At 70.2% G+C, this 17,765-nt stretch carries 16 protein-coding genes and 1 pseudogene; 11 read left to right on the plus strand and 6 right to left on the minus strand.

Features of this window, described 5'->3' with window-relative positions; genetic code table 11:
- Positions 1 to 73: 73 nt before the first annotated feature.
- Positions 74 to 1,753: an AMP-binding protein gene (locus tag JIX55_RS39935; RefSeq protein WP_257568080.1), complete on the plus strand. Its 1,680-nt coding sequence runs from the start codon at positions 74 to 76 to the stop codon at positions 1,751 to 1,753.
- Entirely contained in the window at positions 1,750 to 3,387 is a 1,638-nt protein-coding gene (locus tag JIX55_RS39940; protein WP_306820081.1) for an AMP-binding protein, read from the plus strand. The genes JIX55_RS39935 and JIX55_RS39940 overlap by 4 nt, the downstream gene beginning before the upstream one ends.
- Before the next feature lie 31 nt (positions 3,388 to 3,418).
- Here JIX55_RS39940 and JIX55_RS39945 read toward each other — a convergent pair whose 3' ends face one another.
- Complete coding sequence (locus tag JIX55_RS39945) at positions 3,419 to 4,120, minus strand: hypothetical protein (RefSeq protein WP_257568081.1); 702 nt, start codon at positions 4,118 to 4,120, stop codon at positions 3,419 to 3,421.
- A 292-nt stretch (positions 4,121 to 4,412) separates the two neighbouring features.
- On the opposite strand from JIX55_RS39945, the gene gcl reads away from it, so the two are divergent.
- Positions 4,413 to 6,197 carry a glyoxylate carboligase gene (gene gcl, locus JIX55_RS39950; RefSeq protein ID WP_257568082.1) on the plus strand — a complete coding sequence of 595 codons (1,785 nt, stop codon included), beginning with the start codon at positions 4,413 to 4,415 and terminating at the stop codon, positions 6,195 to 6,197.
- Positions 6,198 to 6,373: 176 nt separating this feature from the next.
- On the opposite strand, the gene JIX55_RS39955 is transcribed toward gcl, so the two are convergent.
- Positions 6,374 to 7,003, minus strand: coding sequence for a TIGR04222 domain-containing membrane protein (locus JIX55_RS39955; RefSeq protein ID WP_257568083.1), 630 nt, complete (start codon positions 7,001 to 7,003; stop codon positions 6,374 to 6,376).
- 322 nt (positions 7,004 to 7,325) lie between these two features.
- Here JIX55_RS39955 and JIX55_RS39960 point away from each other — a divergent pair, with 322 nt between their 5' ends.
- Positions 7,326 to 8,594: a DUF4263 domain-containing protein gene (locus JIX55_RS39960; RefSeq protein WP_257568084.1), complete on the plus strand. Its 1,269-nt coding sequence runs from the start codon at positions 7,326 to 7,328 to the stop codon at positions 8,592 to 8,594.
- 93 nt (positions 8,595 to 8,687) lie between these two features.
- On the opposite strand, the pseudogene JIX55_RS51625 reads toward JIX55_RS39960, so the two are convergent.
- The 3 genes and pseudogenes from JIX55_RS51625 to JIX55_RS39970 all read right to left on the minus strand — a co-directional run.
- Positions 8,688 to 8,966: pseudogene (locus JIX55_RS51625) on the minus strand (catalase); the annotation flags it as partial.
- A gap of 15 nt (positions 8,967 to 8,981) precedes the next feature.
- Positions 8,982 to 9,872, minus strand: a complete 891-nt coding sequence (locus JIX55_RS39965; protein ID WP_257568085.1) for a 2-hydroxy-3-oxopropionate reductase — start codon at positions 9,870 to 9,872, stop codon at positions 8,982 to 8,984.
- A gap of 495 nt (positions 9,873 to 10,367) precedes the next feature.
- Entirely contained in the window at positions 10,368 to 11,207 is an 840-nt protein-coding gene (locus JIX55_RS39970) for a TIM barrel protein (protein WP_257568086.1), read from the minus strand.
- A gap of 299 nt (positions 11,208 to 11,506) precedes the next feature.
- On the opposite strand from JIX55_RS39970, the gene JIX55_RS39975 reads away from it, so the two are divergent.
- Positions 11,507 to 11,758, plus strand: coding sequence for a thiamine-binding protein (locus JIX55_RS39975; protein ID WP_257568087.1), 252 nt, complete (start codon positions 11,507 to 11,509; stop codon positions 11,756 to 11,758).
- Positions 11,755 to 12,168 carry a helix-turn-helix domain-containing protein gene (locus tag JIX55_RS39980; protein ID WP_257568088.1) on the plus strand — a complete coding sequence of 138 codons (414 nt, stop codon included), beginning with the start codon at positions 11,755 to 11,757 and terminating at the stop codon, positions 12,166 to 12,168. Before JIX55_RS39975 ends, JIX55_RS39980 begins: the two co-directional genes overlap by 4 nt.
- A gap of 78 nt (positions 12,169 to 12,246) precedes the next feature.
- Here JIX55_RS39980 and JIX55_RS39985 read toward each other — a convergent pair whose 3' ends face one another.
- Positions 12,247 to 13,578 (minus strand): APC family permease, encoded by a 1,332-nt coding sequence (locus JIX55_RS39985; RefSeq protein ID WP_257568090.1) that lies wholly within the window; start codon positions 13,576 to 13,578, stop codon positions 12,247 to 12,249.
- A gap of 109 nt (positions 13,579 to 13,687) precedes the next feature.
- Between JIX55_RS39985 and JIX55_RS39990 the strand changes: the two genes are divergently transcribed.
- From JIX55_RS39990 to JIX55_RS40010, 5 genes are all read left to right on the plus strand, one after another.
- Complete coding sequence (locus JIX55_RS39990; protein WP_257568091.1) at positions 13,688 to 14,293, plus strand: CGNR zinc finger domain-containing protein; 606 nt, start codon at positions 13,688 to 13,690, stop codon at positions 14,291 to 14,293.
- A 228-nt stretch (positions 14,294 to 14,521) separates the two neighbouring features.
- Complete coding sequence (gene uraD / locus JIX55_RS39995) at positions 14,522 to 15,040, plus strand: 2-oxo-4-hydroxy-4-carboxy-5-ureidoimidazoline decarboxylase (RefSeq protein WP_257568092.1); 519 nt, start codon at positions 14,522 to 14,524, stop codon at positions 15,038 to 15,040.
- A complete protein-coding gene (uraH, locus tag JIX55_RS40000; RefSeq protein ID WP_257568093.1) occupies positions 15,037 to 15,444 on the plus strand; it encodes a hydroxyisourate hydrolase in 408 nt (135 codons plus the stop codon). Before uraD ends, uraH begins: the two co-directional genes overlap by 4 nt.
- Positions 15,445 to 15,448: 4 nt before the next feature.
- On the plus strand, positions 15,449 to 16,375 hold the full coding sequence (gene pucL, locus JIX55_RS40005) for a factor-independent urate hydroxylase (protein WP_257568094.1): 927 nt from the start codon (positions 15,449 to 15,451) through the stop codon (positions 16,373 to 16,375).
- A 10-nt stretch (positions 16,376 to 16,385) separates the two neighbouring features.
- Positions 16,386 to 17,765 (plus strand): 8-oxoguanine deaminase, encoded by a 1,380-nt coding sequence (locus JIX55_RS40010; RefSeq protein WP_257568095.1) that lies wholly within the window; start codon positions 16,386 to 16,388, stop codon positions 17,763 to 17,765.

Genomic DNA, 17,765 nt, shown 5'->3' on the forward strand with positions numbered 1-17,765 from the left:
CCGTTCGGGGGTAGTGAGACGTGTATCACGCATTACACGATGTCAGGCAACGGTCCGGCAATGAGGAGGACACATGTCGGCGAGGACGAGCGCCACGGACGAGTTCCGGGCGGCCCGGGACTTCCTGCTGGCCCACCGTGAGGACTATGCCACGGCCTACAAGGGGTTCACCTGGCCGCGCCCGGAGTACTTCAACTGGGCACTCGACTGGTTCGACGTGATCGCACATGGGAACGACCGCACGGCGCTGCACATCGTCGAGGACGACGGCACCGAGACCCGGCTCACCTTCGCCGAGATGTCCGAGCGCTCCTCCCGGGCCGCCAACTGGCTGCGTGACCGGGGCGTCCGCGCCGACGACCGCATCCTCGTCATGCTCGGCAACCAGGCGGAGTTGTGGGAGACCGCCCTCGCCGCCATGAAGCTGCGCGCCGTCGTCATCCCCGCCACCCCGCTGCTCGGCCCCGCCGATCTGCGCGACCGGGTGGAGCGCGGCCGGGTCAAGCACGTGATCGTACGGGCCGAGGACGCCCCCAAGTTCGATGACGTACCCGGCCGTTACACCCGCACCACGGTCGGCGGCACGGTGGACGGCTGGCGGCCGTACGAGGAGGCCTACGCGGCCCCCACCCGTTTCGAACCGAACGGCGCCACCAACGCCACCGACCCGCTGATGCTGTACTTCACCTCGGGCACCACCGCCCGCCCCAAACTGGTCGAGCACACCCATGTGTCGTACCCCATCGGTCACTTGGCGACCATGTACTGGATCGGCCTGAAGCCCGGCGACGTCCATCTCAACATCTCCTCGCCCGGCTGGGCCAAGCACGCCTGGTCCAACCTCTTCGCCCCGTGGAACGCGGAGGCGACCGTCTTCATCCACAACTACGGCCGCTTCGACGCCGGGCGGCTGCTCGCGGAGATGGAGCGCGCGGGCGTCACCACCTTCTGCGCCCCGCCCACCGTGTGGCGCATGCTCATCCAGGCCGACCTCACCCAGCTGCGCACCCCGCCCCGCGAGATCGTCGCCGCAGGCGAGCCGCTCAACCCCGAGGTCATCGAGCAGGTGCGGCGCGCCTGGGGCGTCACCATCCGCGACGGCTTCGGCCAGACCGAGACCGCCGTCCAGGTCTCCAACAGCCCCGGCCAGGCACTGAAGACCGGCTCGATGGGCAGGCCGGGACCCGGCTTCAAGGTCGTCCTCCTCGACCCCGTCTCGGGCGCCCCCGACGCCGACGAGGGCGAGATCGCCCTCGACCTCTCCAACCGCCCCGTCGGCCTCATGACCGGCTACCACGGCGACCCCGACCGTACGGCGGAGGCCATGGCCGGCGGCTACTACCGCACCGGCGACATCGGCTCACGGGACGCGGACGGCTACATCACCTACGTGGGCCGCGCGGACGACGTCTTCAAGGCGAGCGACTACAAGATCAGCCCGTTCGAGCTGGAGAGCGCGCTCCTGGAGCACGAGGCGGTCGCCGAGGCGGCCGTCGTGCCCGCGCCGGACGAGGTCCGGCTCGCGGTGCCGAAGGCGTACATCGTGCTGGCGGCCGGCTGGGAGCCGGGCCCGGACACCGCGAAGGTGCTCTTCGAGCACTCCCGGACCGTCCTCGCGCCCTACAAGCGCGTCCGCCGCCTGGAGTTCGCCGATCTGCCGAAGACCGTGTCGGGCAAGATCCGCCGCATCGAGCTGCGCGAGGCCACGGCCGAGGGCTCGGACGCGGAGTACCGCGAGGAGGACTTCCGGTGACGGAACACGAAGACCGTCCGAAGACGGCGCGAGGGGACCTCACGGTGACGGAGCTGTCGTACACGCACGGCACGAGCGACACGGTCCTGCTCGGCGACACGATCGGCGCCAACCTCGACCGGGCGGTCGCGGCCTGGCCGGACCGTGAGGTCCTCGTCGACGTGCCGTCCGGGCGCCGCTGGACGTACGCCCAATTCGCCGCCGACGTCGACCGGTTGGCGTTCGCGCTGCTGGCGAGCGGTGTCGTCAAGGGCGACCGGGTCGGGATCTGGGCGATCAACTGTCCCGAGTGGGTGCTCGTCCAGTACGCCACCGCGCGAATCGGCGCGATCATGGTGAACATCAACCCGGCCTACCGCACCCACGAGGTCGAGTACGTCCTCAACCAGGCCGGCGTCTCCCTGCTCTTCGCCTCCCTCAGCCACAAGACGAGCGACTACCGGGCGATGGTCGAGCAAGTCCGCGCCAGCTGCCCGCGGTTGAGGGAGACCGTCTACATCGGCGACCCGAGCTGGGACGCGCTCATCGGGCGTGGGACCCCGGTGCCGTACGAGGACCTGTCCTGCGACGACCCGATCAACATCCAGTACACCTCGGGCACGACGGGCTTCCCCAAGGGGGCGACCCTCTCCCACCACGGCATCCTCAACAACGGTTATTTCGTGGGGGAGTCGATCGCCTACAGCGAGCGGGACCGGATCTGCGTGCCCGTGCCCTTCTACCACTGCTTCGGCATGGTGATGGGCAACCTCGCGGCGACCTCGCACGGTGCCTGCATCGTCATCCCGGCCCCGTCGTTCGACCCGGCGGCCACCCTGCGCGCGGTCCAGCAGGAGCGCTGCACCTCCCTGTACGGCGTACCGACGATGTTCATCGCGGAGCTGAACCTCCCCGACTTCGGCTCGTACGACCTCTCCTCCCTGCGGACCGGCATCATGGCGGGCTCGCCCTGCCCGGTGGAGGTGATGAAGCGGGTGGTCGCCGAGATGCACATGACGGAGGTCTCGATCTGTTACGGCATGACGGAGACCTCACCCGTCTCCACCCAGACCCGGCGTGACGACGACCTGGAGCACCGCACCGGCACCGTCGGCCGCGTCCTCCCGCACATCGAGGTGAAGATCGTCGATCCGGCGACCGGCGTGACCCGACCACGCGGCACCGCGGGGGAGTTGTGCACCCGCGGCTACAGCGTGATGCTCGGCTACTGGGAGGAGCCGGAGAAGACCGCCGAGGCCGTCGACGCCGGGCGGTGGATGCACACCGGGGACCTGGCGGTGATGCGCGAGGACGGATACGTCGAGATCGTCGGCCGTATCAAGGACATGATCATCCGGGGCGGTGAGAACATCTACCCGCGCGAGATCGAGGAGTTCCTGTACGGCCACCCGAAGATCGCCGACGTGCAGGTGGTGGGCGTGCCGCACGAGCGGTACGGCGAGGAGGTCCTCGCCTGCGTCATCCCGCGCGAGACCGCCGAACCGCTCACGCTGGAGGAGCTGCGGGCCTTCTGCGACGGACAGTTGGCGCACTACAAGATCCCGAGCGCCCTGCGGATCCTGGACTCCTTCCCGATGACGGTGTCGGGGAAGGTGCGGAAGATCGAGCTGCGGGAGCGGTACGCCGTCGAGTAGCCGTCGCCGTCGACGAGGCCCTCGGCGGGTCTCAGGCCCCCGCGCCGGTCGCGACCAGCTCCGTCGCCGCGCCGTTCACCGGTTGCGGGGTGCCCGTGAGGTCCAGGACGAACAGGGAGACGCCCAGGCCGTCGGCGCGGTCGCGGGCGTCGTTAGCGTACCCGGCGAGGGAGAAGTAGACGCAGTCGGTGGACTCCGTCATGGCGGTCAGCCACAGGCACTCGACATCGCGCAGCGAGGCCGGGCGCACCGACGGGTCCACCTGGGCCAGGACCCCCCGCGCGGCCAGCCCGATGCCACTGGGCTGGCGCTGGTCGGCCCGGCGGACGTCCTGGTAGCCCAGCCAGCGCAGATAGAGGGCGACGGCGGTGATCGCGTCCCGGGCGGTACGGATCGTGACGGGCTTGAAGGCGGTACGGGGGCGGGCGGACGGGTCGGCTCCGTTCGGATCCCGGGGGCGCGGTGACCGCAAGGCGCCCGCGACGGGGACGCGCAGCACCGTTCCGCAGGCGCAGCCCAGCTCGGGGTGGGGCCACTGGTCCTCGCGGCCGCAGCTCCCGCAGCGGACGGTGACCCAGTCCTCGTCCCAGGTGCGGTGGGTGACGGCGGTGGGGGCGGCCCTGAGGTTCAGCGCCGGGGCGACGGGGGTGCCGCAGGCGCAGGGATAGGCCGGGGCCGCGTACACATGTTCCCGTCCGCAGTCCGGGCACCGCACCGACATGCTCTCGCTCATTTCCCACCCCACCACCGAGACCGCCAGGACACCGGGTCACATCGGAAACGCCCCCTTCATCGTCCTCCAGCCAGGGCTGTTCCGGCAGGGAAACACCCCAGGACGCCCAGGTGGATTCCGGGGCCCACGCCCTTGACGCTCCTGACCCCGCCCCCTACATTGCTTCCATATAACAGAAAATATTTTCCGTAATGCGGAAATCTAGTGCGGAAATCTACTGACGAGATCACGGAAGTGCTCACCGCGGGGCGCGACGGGAGCGCCAGTCCGGCAGCTGAGGCAGGAGTACGCAATGGCTCGTATGACCGCTGCCCGCGCGGCAGTCGAGATCCTCAAGCACGAGGGCGTCCGCGACGCGTTCGGTGTCCCCGGCGCGGCGATCAACCCCTTCTACGCGGCACTCAAGGCCTCCGGCGGCATCCAGCACACCCTCGCCCGGCATGTCGAGGGCGCGTCGCACATGGCCGAGGGCTACACCCGCGCCTTCCCCGGCAACATCGGTCTCTGTATCGGCACCTCCGGACCCGCCGGGACCGACATGATCACCGGGCTCTACTCGGCCATCGGTGACTCCATCCCGATCCTCTGCGTCACCGGCCAGGCACCCACGGCCGTGATCCACAAGGAGGACTTCCAGGCGGTCGACATCGCCTCCATCGCGAGGCCGGTCACCAAGATGGCCGTCACCGTCCTGGAGGCCGCACAGGTCCCCGGCGTCTTCCAGCAGGCCTTCCATCTGATGCGCTCCGGCCGTCCCGGGCCCGTCCTCATCGACCTGCCCATCGACGTCCAGCTCACCGAGATCGAGTTCGACCCGGACACGTACGAGCCGCTCCCGGTCTACAAGCCGGCCGCCACCCGTGCCCAGATCGAGAAGGCGATCGGGCTGCTGAACGCGTCGGAGCGGCCGCTGATCGTCGCGGGCGGCGGCATCATCAACGCCGACGCCTGTGAACTCCTCGTCGAATTCGCCGAGTTGACCGGCGTCCCGGTCGTCCCCACCCTCATGGGCTGGGGCGTCCTGCCCGACGACCACGAGCTGAACGCCGGCATGGTCGGCCTGCAGACCTCGCACCGCTACGGCAACGCGACCTTCCTGGAGTCCGACTTCGTCCTCGGCATCGGCAACCGCTGGGCCAACCGGCACACCGGGAAACTGGACGTCTACACGGCCGGACGGAAGTTCGTCCACGTCGACATCGAGCCCACCCAGCTGGGCAGGATCTTCGCCCCCGACTACGGCATCGCCTCCGACGCCAAGGCCGCGCTGGAGCTGTTCGTCGCGGTGGCAAGGGAGTTGAAGGCCCAAGGCGGGCTGCCTGACCGCTCCGCGTGGGCGGCCGGCGCGCAGGACCGCAAGGCCCGGCTCCAGCGCCGTACCCACTTCGACGACATCCCGATCAAGCCGCAGCGCGTCTACGAGGAGATGAACAAGGCCTTCGGTCCCGAGACCCGGTACGTCTCGACCATCGGCCTCTCCCAGATCGCCGGCGCCCAGCTGCTGCACGTCTACCACCCGCGCCACTGGATCAACTGCGGCCAGGCGGGCCCGCTGGGCTGGACGGTCCCGGCCGCGCTCGGCGTCGCGAAGGCCGACCCGGAGGCGTCCGTCGTCGCCCTCTCCGGCGACTACGACTTCCAGTTCATGATCGAGGAACTGGCGGTCGGGGCGCAGCACCGCATCCCGTACGTCCATGTCCTGGTCAACAACTCCTACCTGGGCCTGATCCGCCAGGCCCAGCGCGCCTTCGGCATCGACTTCCAGGTCAACCTGGAGTTCGAGAACGTCAACTCGCCCGAGCTGGGCGTCTACGGCGTCGACCACGTCAAGGTCGCCGAGGGCCTGGGCTGCAAGGCGATCCGGGTGACCGACCCGGCCGAACTGGGCGCCGCCTTCGAGCAGGCGAAGAAGCTCGCGGCGGAGTACCGGGTGCCGGTCGTCGTCGAGGCGATCCTGGAGCGCGTCACCAACATCTCGATGTCCACGACCAACGACATCGGCGACGTGTCCGAGTTCGAGGAGATCGCGACGGAGCCGGGGCACGCGCCCACCTCGATCAGGGCCTTGCGGGTGTGAGGTGTACGAGACGTCGCGGGTGTGAGGTGTACGAGACGTCGCGGGTCTGAGGTGTACGAGACGTCGCGGGTCTGAGATGTACGACGTCGAGTGCGGCGTACGGACGTCCGGGGCGGCTCATCCGGGGGGTGGGCCGCCCCGTCCCGCGCCCGGGCGATGTGCGGCCGCGGGCGTGCTCAGATCCACCCGCTCCCGGTGGGACCGAATCCGTCGTCGGTGGTGTGGCCGCTCAGCCCCCGTCCGCCACCCCAGGAGTGCGGCAGGAGCCCCTTGTCCGCGCGGCCGCCCCGGCCGACGAGTCCGGCCTGGCGGGCGAAGCGTGGTGCGACGGCCAGAAGGGCGGCGGGGCCGTCGAGGGCGACCAGGAGGGCCAGTTGGTCGGCGGGCAGGTTCTCGGGCTCGTCGTCCGGCAGCGGGAGCGACAGGGGCAACTGCTCGCGGAGGTCGGTGAGAAGGCGTCGGGCGGCCTGCTTCCGCCGCGGGGGGAAACGCCGTAGCAGGCCCTGCGCGATCAACTCCGCGCGGGCTTCGGCGAGTTCGCGGCGCATCCGGGGCCGTTCCATGAGTTCCCGCAGGCCGGCGGGCCGGTAGAGCGAGGTGTGTACCGCCTTCTCCAGCGGGTGCAGGGGAGGGAGGGAATGCCCCACGCCGCCGGACGGTCCCGACGTCCGCATCGTGCCGCCCCTTCCGGCGACGGCCCCCCGTAGATGCAGAGCCAGTGCGGCGACCGCCACGGCGGCGCGGGGCCCACCCCGCAGCAGCGCGACCTCGCATGACGCGAGCCGCTTCGTCGCGCTGCCGCTCATGGCCTCCCCCGTTCCCCCGTACCTTCCCGAGAGATCCCCCGTTTCCCCCGGGATCTCGCGTTCCCCCGTTCCCCCGTTCCCCCGTTCCCCCGTGCCCCCGTTCTCCCCCGTGGGCTTCCCCCGTCGAGGCCCGCCGCCCCCGTGCCGGCGGGCCTCGTGTGTCGAGAATGTGCCCTCACCCAGGGGTAGTTGAAGCCCTCGCGCAGGGGTTCAGAGGTTGATTTGAGGGTTCCGTAGACGGCCTACGCACCCTTGCGTAGGCGGAAAGCCGTGGCGGTGGGCGGTGATCGGGTTGTCAGACCCTGATCGCACAATCCCCTTCATGGCGACGCGATGCGACAGGGCACTGGAGTGGCAGCTCGAGAAGGCGGCGGAGGAGGCGGTCGGGCAGCCGGTGAAGGACGCGCTGGACGCGGTCTTCACGCACATGAAGGGCGGGCCGGGCCGAGGCCGCCGGGGCGGCAAGGAGCTCGAACGGCTGCTGGCGGAGGCACGGGCCACGGCGGCCGGGGCCGGGGAGTGGAACGTGGTGCGCATGCTCCAGGACTCACTCGACTATGCCCAGGGCCTCATCCTCCGACCGGACTTCGAAGAGCGCTACCGGCTCTCCCGGGACGGCAAGCGCGACTGGATCGGCCGGAAGTACCTCGGCAGAACGATCTGGGCCACGCACAGGTGGATGGTCGAGCACTGCCAGGAATACCTGGAGGAGCATCCCGACGCGAGCGTGGCGGAGTTCCTGGAGCACTTCCGGGGCCAGGCGGAGGACTCGCTGCACACGGAGGCGCCCGAGGACCGGCCCGGGCGCTGGGTCATCCCGCGCGGCCGGGCCGAGACGGCCCTGTGGCTGGAGCGGATCCTCCGTGACGGTCGCATCGACATCGAGGACCCCGCCGTCGCGGCCCGGGACATCGTCACCTCGCCGCAGGCCCTCGCCCTGCTCGCAGCCGATGACAAGGGTCAACTCATCATCCAGGCAGCCGAGTTGCGTCGTCGGGCCGCCGGTCTGGAGGAACTCCGCGCGGTCGTCGAGGACCCGAACGCCCTGGAGCGGGACCTTCAGCGCGTGCTGGAGGGGCAGCACTGGATCTTCGGTGGCCGTTTCGTCGGCGAGGCCGCGCACCGCAGGCTCGTGTCCGGCGACGAGGTCGACCTCCCGCTGATCCGCGGTGACGGCGCCCTGCACATCGTCGAGCTCAAGCGCGCCATGAGCCTCAAGGGCCCGTTGGTGAAACGGCACCGGTCCGCCTGGGTGCCGGCGGCGCAGGTCCACGAGGCCGTGGGGCAGGCCGTCAACTACCTGGTGGGACTCGACGAGGACCGGCACCGCATCCGCGAGGAGTTCGGCATCGAGACCCGACGGGCCGGCGCGCTCGTACTCGTCGGACACCCCGCCCTCCACCCCGACGTGCCGGAGGAGGAGATCACCGAGGCCCTGCGCACGTTCAACGCCCATATGAACCGCGTCGAGGTGCTGACGTACAAGGAACTGCTGGACAACGCCCGCCGATCGCTGGGCGGTCCGGAGGGGAGAGAGGACGAAGGGCCCCGGATGGGGAAGCACTCGTTCCCGTTGCCCCCGGAGCTGTGACCCCAGGGATCCGATGCGGCTGGGGCCCGCTCTCCGCGCGGCGTGAACCGCGGTTCCGGGGAGTGGACGAAGTCGGGACATGATCGGGGCCTTGACGAAGACGACCGGGGCGCAGTTCCCGACGAGGCTGTAATTGACCTCTTCCCTAGAGAAGTTGATCGCCAGGGCGGGCGGGTCGCACACCGCGTCGGCGTCGGCCAAACCCTCACCCACCGTCGAGAGGCGTACGAACATCGCGGTGCCCCTGCCGACGCCCCTCAGGAAGTCGGCGTATCCGAGACGGCGGTCCCGGTCCGCGGCGGTGCCTGGGCGCGACAGGACAGATGTCGGCGCCGCCGCGGACCGGAAGTTCGGGGAAGGGGCCGGCCTCAGAGACGAACCGCCCTCTCAGACCTGGGCGCCGGAGAGGCGTTCCACGGCCCGCAGCAGGGCCGAGTGGTCCAGGCCGCCGTCGCCCTGCGCGCGCAGCGAGGCGATCAACTGGGCCACCACGGCGCCGACGGGCAGGGCGGCGCCCACGGTGCGGGCGGCGTCCGTGACGATGCCCATGTCCTTGTGGTGCAGATCGATACGGAAGCCCGGCTTGAAGTCCCGGTTCAGGAAGTTGTCCTTCTTGCGGGTCAGTACGGTCGAGCCGGCGAGGCCGCCGTTCAGGACGTCGAGCGCCGCATCGAGGTCCACGCCGGACTTCTCCAGGAAGACCACGGCCTCGGCGCACGCCTGGATGTTCACGGCGACGATCAGCTGGTTCGCGGCCTTCACGGTCTGTCCGGAGCCGTGTGGACCGCACAGCACGATGGTCCTGCCGAGCGCCTCGAAGACCGGCTCGGCCTCGTCGAAGTCGGTCTGCTCGCCGCCGACCATGATGGACAGCACCGCCTCGATCGCGCCCGCCTCACCGCCGGAGACCGGGGCGTCGAGCACCCGGATGCCCTTCGCCTTCGCCGCCTTCGCCAGGTCGACCGAGGTCTGCGGGGCGATGGACGACATGTCGATCAGCAAGGCGCCCGGCCTGGCGTTCTCCAGGATGCCGTCGGGGCCGTACGCGATGGCCTCGACCTGCGGTGACGCGGGCACCATCGTGATGACGACGTCGGCGTCGCGCACGGCCTCGGCGATCGAGTCCGCCGCGGTCCCGCCGGCGGCGGCCAGCCGGTCGAGCTTGTCCTGCTCCAGGGTGCAGCCCGTGACGTCGTAACCCGCCTTGATCAGGTTCTCGGACATGGGGGAGCCCATGATGCCGAGGCCTATCCACGCGACCTTGGGGAGATTGCTCATGATGAGGGTGCCTCTCTGACAGCTCGGCTGCGTCCGTGGGGGTTGCAGCTGCTCGTTGAGGAGCGCGAACGAGGTGGTATTAGCTCGATCGTGTGATGGTCGGCTTTCGGGCTTGCGGTGTTCTGGGCTGTTCGGTCTAGGTGGTCGCGCGATCTGGGCCGCCGGGTACGGCGTCGGCGTGCGGGGCCCCCGCTCCACCGGAGTGATGGTTCGGGGCCTCTCCGTCGCCTCTGGCTGTACCCACATGGCCAGGTCGCACAGGGAACCGGCCTCCCGGGCCCGGACCACGGACAGGATCCGTGTCGCCGCCCCGGGGCTGAGTACGCCGGGGACCTGGGGTACCTCCCACGCCCTTAAGGCAGTGGGGGAACGCCCAAGACCGTTCGGGGCGTGCGGGCTGAACAGGCTCACTCCTGCTCAGTCCAAAGGAACGGTGGGCTACGGCTGTGAGGTTGGCTACGACTGTGGGATGGGCACGGCTGTGGGGTGGGGGGCTCAGCGTGCCGCGCGGGACTCTCGGGGGAGCCACGCGAAGGCCTCGGCGCTCGGCCGGTCGCCCGGCTTGTACTCCAGTCCGACCCAGCCCTCGTAACCGGCCTTGCCCAACTGGTCGAGGAGGTCCTCCAGCGGGAGGGTGCCCGTGCCGGGGGCGCCGCGGCCGGGGTTGTCGGCGATCTGCACATGGCCGGTCTTCTCGGCGTACTCGGCGATCACCTGCGGCAGGTCCTCGCCGTTCATGGACAGGTGGTAGAGATCCATCAGGAAGCGCGCGTTGCCGAGGCCCGACGCCTGGTTGACCTTGTCGACGACGCCGACGGCGGCCGGGGCGGACACCAGGGGATAGAGCGGCGAATCCACCTTGTTCAGGACCTCGATCAGCAGGGTCGCGCCGATCCGGTCGGCCGCCTGGGCCGCCAGGACCAGGTTCCGCAGCGCGAGCGCGTCCTGCTCGGCCGGGTCCGCTCCGGCCACGCGGTTGCCGTACAGCGCGTTGAGCGCCTTGCAGCCGACGGACCGGGCGAAGTCCGCGACCACGTCGATGTTGGCGCGGAACCGCTCCGACTCCTCGCCGGGGATCGACAGGGCGCCCCGGTCCGGCCCCGGCAGCACTCCCGAGTAGAAGTTCAGCCCGGTCAGCTGGACGCCCGCGCCCTCGATCGCGCGCCGCAGGGCGTCGAGTTCCGACTGCTCGGGGGTGGGGGAGTCGACCCAGGGCCACCACAGCTCGACCGCGGTGAAGCCGGCCGCGGCGGCGGCCGCGGGGCGTTCCAGGAGCGGGAGTTCCGTGAAGAGGATCGACAGGTTGACGTTGAAGCGCTGCTCCGCGAATCCCATGGGCCCAGGCGCCCCCTTCCATTTCCATATTACGGAAACTTGTTTCTGCTTAATGGAAGGCTGCCGTTGGTGGGATGGGCTTGTCAAGAGGGATGGGCGCGCGACGGCGCACCGTGGGTCGTAGCCGTAGCCGTAGCCGTAGCCGTAGCCGTAGCCGTAGCCGTAGCCCTGCCATGACCGTCCGAGTCCTCCGGGGCGGCGGTGTCCGTTAGGGTCGCCTCGTGGCGGGCGAGCCGGCTTCGCCGCCGGAACCCGTGATCTCGGGACAACCGCAGCCAGGTGCGGTGTTTGGGGGCAGTGTGCGATTGCGAGTGGAATTCACGACCGAGCCCTTCGACCTCGATGAGCCGCCCCGGCATGCGCTGGTCGCCCGCGATGTCATCGAGGCCGCCGACCTGGACGCCGTGGACGTGGGCCCGTTCGGCAACACCGCGGAGGGCGGCGCCGACGTCGTGCTCACCGCGGTCGACGACCTGCTGCGCAAGGCCCTGGAGGCGGGCGCCACCAGGATCTCGCTGCAGGTCAACGTGGTCGGGGAGGGGAAGTCGTGACCGGGGTGGGGGGCGATGCCTTCATCGCGGCCGTGAAGCCGCTGGTCGACGCCATGGGCGGAGCCCTCCTGCCGCCGGAGGAGGCCGGTCCCGACGATGTCGTGCTCGCCTGGGCGGGCGCCGACGTCGTCGCCGTACGTCTGCCGCAGCTCGCCGAGTCGCTCGATCACATCCTGGCCGCGCTGGAGCGCAAGCAGGGCAAGCCGTTGGCCGAACTCGACCGTAAGACGAAGCAAGAGATCGTCCGCACACTCGAAGCGCGCGGTGCCTTCTCCGTGCGGCACGGTGTGGAGACCGTCGCGAGCGCACTCGGCGTGAGCCGTTTCACGGTCTACAACTACATCAATTACGCCGACGAACAGCGTGCCAAGGCGCGTGAGAGCGGTGCGCAGCCGCGACGGAGGGATTGAGGGGAGGAGGCTCCGGCCGACCTCTTCCGGGATGTTCCAGGCGGTAGGAATGTTTCTCCGCGTGGCGGGTGGCGGGTGTCACTCCTGGGGGGTGGTCCCCACGGGCAGGTCCTCGTCCGTTTCCTGGCCGGCGGGCGGAGTCGCGTCGGGCTCCGGGCGCGGCTCCGCCCGTCGGCCGGTCCACCACCGGTAGGCCAGCGCGAGAACGGTGACGGCCACCGGGATGACGACGATGCCTCCGCTGAAGGGGACCAGTACCAGGCACAGCACGGTGCCGAGGCCGGCGAGTGTCCGCCGTCCGCCGCTCAGCAGCCGGACACCGGCGGCCATGCCGGCGAGGAACGTCATGATGACCAGCGACGCGGGCACCACGAGCAGGGTTTCCGGACCCCAGCCCGCGACATAGCTGACGACGACTCCCAGGCCGGCGTATCCCCCCACCGCGACCACGGAGATCGCGGGGACGCCGTTCGTGCTGATCCGGGCCAGCGGTGCCGGGAAGGCCCCGTCCCTGGCCAGCGCGTAGCCCAGCCGTGAGGTGGCGGCGACGAAGGCATTGGCCGTGCCGAGGGCGATCAGTACGGCGATCACGGCGGTGACGACCCCCACCGCGCCGCCGGCCCCGTCCGCCAGCAGCCGGGCGATCACGGTGTTGTTGGTCTCGTCGTCGCCGTAGGTGCCGGTGCCGATGGTCGCGACCACCACTCCGACGTACAGCACGGTGATGATCCCGACGCTGATCAGCGTGGACCGCGGCACGTCCCTGACCGGGTCGCGGAACTCCTCCGCGAGGTGCGTGATCGCCTCCCAGCCGAAGAAGGCGAAGAAGATGAGGACGGCCACCTCGCCGACCCGGCCGACGCCGTGCGGCGCGAAGGGTGTCCAGTTGTCGGCGCTGAAGCGCGGGATCGACACCAGCATGGCGAGCAGCAGGAGGAGGGCGACGGTCCCGGCGAACACCAGCTGCAACCGGCCGCTCACCTTGATGCCGCGCAGATTGGACAGGGTGGCGACGAGCAGGATGAGGCCCGCCACGAGGAAGGTGAACTCCCGCGACAGGCCCATGTAGGTCGCCCCGTAGTACGCGCCGGTCAGCGCGACCAGTGTCTGGGCGGTGGCGGCGCCGATGAAGTAGAACCAGCCGACGACGGCTCCGGCGGCCGGGCCGAACGCCTCGGTGACGTAGGTCGCCACTCCGCCCGCGTTGGGACAGCGGCTCGCCAGCGAGGCGAGGGTGAGGGCCAGGGGAATGCCCAGGGTCGCGTCGAAGATCCAGGCCACGATCGCGACGGGGCCGGCCTCGGTCGCGCTCAGTCCGGGCAGCAGCAGGACACCGGCGCCGACGATGGCGCCGACGTAGAGAGCCACCCCTTGACCGACCGTGATCGTACGCCGTAACGACTCCGCCATCGCCTGTCCTTCCCGAGGTTCTGTCGCGGGCAGGCTAGGAGCTGACACCGATGGAGTCAACACCTACTATTTCTCTTAACTAGTGTTGCAGAGTCGAGGGGACCAACTGATGGGCCAGCGCCCCACGCCACCGACGGACCAGCGCCCCACCCCACCCTTGCCCCCCGACGCCGCCCTGCTGCATGCCTTCGTCAACACGCTGGACCTGCGGTCCTTCGTCCGCCACGGCACCACGCACCAGGGCGGCGACCAGCTGTCGTCGCCCCAGGCGCTGGCGGACTGGCTCCGCACACGGGAGTTGGTGGACCCGGGCACGCCTGCGGACCGGCGCGATCTCGACCGCGCCCACCGGTTGCGCGCGGACCTGCGGGCCTGCCTCGCACCCGCCCCGGCCACCGTCTCCTCGGCCGACGACGCCCCGTCGGCGGGGGAACCGCCCGCCGTCCGGCTGGACATCCGGTTGAGCACGGCTCCGGGACGACCGCCGGCACTGCTGCCGGGCACGGACGGCGCGGACGGCGCCCTCACCGTGATCGCGCTGGCCGCCGTCCGCGCCGCCCAGGACGGCTCCCTCGCCCGCCTGAAGGTCTGCCAGGCGCCCGACTGCCGCTGGGTGTTCTACGACCACTCCCGGCCGGGCCTGGCCCGCTGGTGCGCCCCGGAACTCTGCGGGAACCGCATGAAGACCCGGGCCTACCGACAGCGCCGGCACTGACCGACCGGGGAGGGCGACGGGTGCGGGCCGTCGGCCTCCCCCCGAAGGCCATGTCCATGCCTCAAGCGCGCTGTGCAGGGGGCGCCGATGGCGAGACTCGCGCCAGCCGGTGCCCGGCTTCGGGAGAGGCGCGCGTTACCTCGTTTTTTCAACAAACTGTTGACGCGATGTCGTCGCAGGGCGTTAGCTTGCCGTAGCCAGTCCAGCAACACGGCCACGGAGGCTCCCGTGACTTCGAGTTCTTCGACTCCGGGCCTCGCCCGGTTCAACGCCATGGAGGAGCACGCGGCCGCCGCGGCGCTCCACGAGGCGTGCGCCTCGGCGGAATGGGGGCGCAGGCTGCTGACCGGCCGCCCGTATGCCACCGTCGAAGACCTCTTCGCCGCCGGCGACGCCGCCATGGCCGAGCTGACCGCCGAGGATCTGGCGGAGGCGATGGCCGGACATCCGCCGATCGGCCGCCCGAAGCCGGGTGATCCGACCTCGGCCCGTGAGCAGCGCGGCATGGCCGGCGCCACCGACGAGCTCAAGGCGGAGATGCTCGAACTGAACCTGGCCTACCAGGAGAAGTTCGGGCATGTCTTCCTGATCTGCGCCACCGGCCGCACCGGCGAGCAGATGCGCGACGCGGTCAAGGAGCGGATCGGCAACGCGCCGGAGCGGGAACGCGAGATCGTCCGCACCGAACTGGGCAAGATCAACCGCATTCGCCTGGCCCGGCTCGTCGAAGAGGAAGCCCGATCATGAGCACCAGCACGACCGCCTCGGTGTCCACACACATCCTGGACACCTCCGTCGGCCGCCCCGCCGAGGGCGTCGCCGTCCACCTCGCCGCCCGCTCGGGGCGGGACGCGGACTGGCGGACACTCGGCGGCTCGGCGACCGACGCCGACGGCCGGTGCAAGGACCTGCCGGCGCTGCCGGAGGGCACCACCCAGGTACGGCTCGACTTCGAGGTCGAGCCGTACCTCGAGAAATCTGCGAAGAAGCAAGCCGATGCGCAGCAGGACGCCCCCGCGAATCGGGACAGCGGCACCGTAGGAGCGTTCTTCCCGGAGGTGGCGATCACCTTCGCCGTGAACCCCGGCGAGCACTACCACGTACCGCTGCTGCTCAACCCGTTCGGCTACTCCGTATACCGAGGGAGCTAGCTACATGACCGACAAATCCCGTCCCGGCCGCCCGGTGTTGGGACAGAACCAGTACGGCAAGGCCGAGAACCGAGTCGTCAAGATCACGCGGGAAGGCGCCACCCACCACATCAAGGACCTGAACGTGTCGGTGTCGCTGAGTGGCGACATGGACGAGGTCCACCTCTCCGGCTCGAACGCGAACGTCCTGCCGACGGACACCACCAAGAACACGGTGTACGCCTTCGCCAAGGAGCACGGCATCGAGTCCGCCGAGCAGTTCGGCATCCACCTCGCCCGGCACTTCGTGACCTCCCAGCCGGCCATCCACCGGGCCCGCATCCGCGTCGAGGAGTACTCCTGGGAGCGCATCGAGCACGGCGGTGAGGGCGCGCACTCCTTCGTCCGCAAGGGCCAGGAGACCCGGCTGGCCCAGATCACGTACGACGGCTCGTCGTGGGAGGTCGTCTCCGGCCTCAAGGACCTGACGGTCATGAACTCGACCAACTCCGAGTTCTGGGGCTACGCCAAGGACAAGTACACGACCCTCCCCGAGGCGTACGACCGCATCCTCGCCACCGAGGTCTCCGCCCGCTGGCGCTTCGACTGGACCGACGACGCACAGCAGATGCCCGACTGGGAGGCGTCGTACGAGCAGGTGAAGAAGCACATGCTCCAGGCCTTCGCGGAGACGTACTCGCTCTCGCTCCAGCAGACCCTGTACCAGATGGGCGCGCGGATCATCGACAACCGCGACGAGATCGACGAGATCCGCTTCTCCCTCCCGAACAAGCACCACTTCTTGGTGGACCTGGCCCCGTTCGGCCTCAAGAACGACACCGCCGACGGAGCCGTGTACTTCGCCGCCGACCGCCCCTACGGCCTGATCGAGGCCACCGTCCTGCGGGACGGGTGCGAAGCGCGGATCCCGGCGGACCTCACCAACCTCTGAAGGGCGAACCATGGCAGCAACCCAGCGCATCGTCATCGAGAACGCGGCGATCGCGACCGTGGACGCGAAGGACACCGAGTACACGTCGGGCCATGTGGTCGTCGCGGACAACGTGATCGAGTCCGTCGGCGCGGGCAAGGCCCCCGAGGGGCTGGCCGACGTCGTACGCCGGATCGACGCGACCGGGCACCTGGTGACCCCCGGTCTGGTCAACACCCACCACCACTTCTACCAGTGGATCACCCGGGGCCTCGCCACCGACCACAACCTCTTCGACTGGCTCGTCGCGCTCTACCCGACCTGGGCGCGCATCGACGAGCGCATGACGTACGCGGCCGCGCAGGGCTCGCTCGGCATGCTGGCCCGTGGCGGTGTGACGACCGCGATGGACCACCACTACGTCTTCCCGAAGGGCTCCGGCGATCTGTCGGGCTCGATCATCCGGGCGGCGAGCGAGATGGGCGTCCGCTTCACACTCGCCCGCGGCTCCATGGACCGCAGCGAGAAGGACGGCGGCCTGCCCCCGGACTTCGCCGTCGAGACCCTTCAGGGCGCGCTCGCCGCCACCGAGGAGACGGTCGCGCAGCATCACGACGCCTCCTTCGGCGCGATGACCCAGATCGCCGTCGCCCCCTGCTCGCCCTTCTCGGTCTCCACCGAACTGCTCCGTGAAGGCGCTGAGCTGGCCCGTCGTCTCGGCGTGCGGCTGCACACCCACGGCTCGGAGACGGTCGAGGAGGAGAAGTTCTGCCACGAGCTGTTCGGCATGGGCCCGACCGACTACTTCGAGTCGACGGGCTGGCTCGGCGAGGACGTGTGGATGGCCCACTGCGTCCATATGAACGACTCCGACATCGACGCCTTCGCCCGTACGAAGACGGGTGTCGCGCACTGTCCGTCCTCCAACGCCCGGCTGGGGGCGGGTATCGCCCGCGTCCCGGACATGCTCGCGGCCGGCGTCCCGGTCGGCCTCGGCGTCGACGGCACCGCGTCCAACGAGTCCGGCGAACTGCACACGGAGCTGCGCAACGCGCTCCTCATCAACCGCCTCGGCGCCCACCGCGAAGCGGCTCTCAACGCCCGCCAGGCACTGCGCCTCGGCACCTTCGGCGGCGCCCAAGTCCTGGGCCGGGCACGTGAGATCGGCTCCCTGGAGGAGGGCAAGCTCGCCGACCTCGTCCTCTGGAAGCTCGACACCCTCGCCCACGCGTCGATCGCCGACCCGGTGACCGCCCTGGTCTTCGGCGCGGCGGCCCCGGTGACGGCGTCGTTCGTGAACGGCCGTCAGGTCGTGGAGGACGGACGCCTGCTGCACGTGGACGAGGACGCCATCGCCCGCTCCACGCGGGACGAGGCCCAGCGATTGGCACGGATCGCCGCCGGGGGCTGA

The organism is Streptomyces sp. DSM 40750 (assembly GCF_024612035.1).
Taxonomy (GTDB): domain Bacteria; phylum Actinomycetota; class Actinomycetes; order Streptomycetales; family Streptomycetaceae; genus Streptomyces.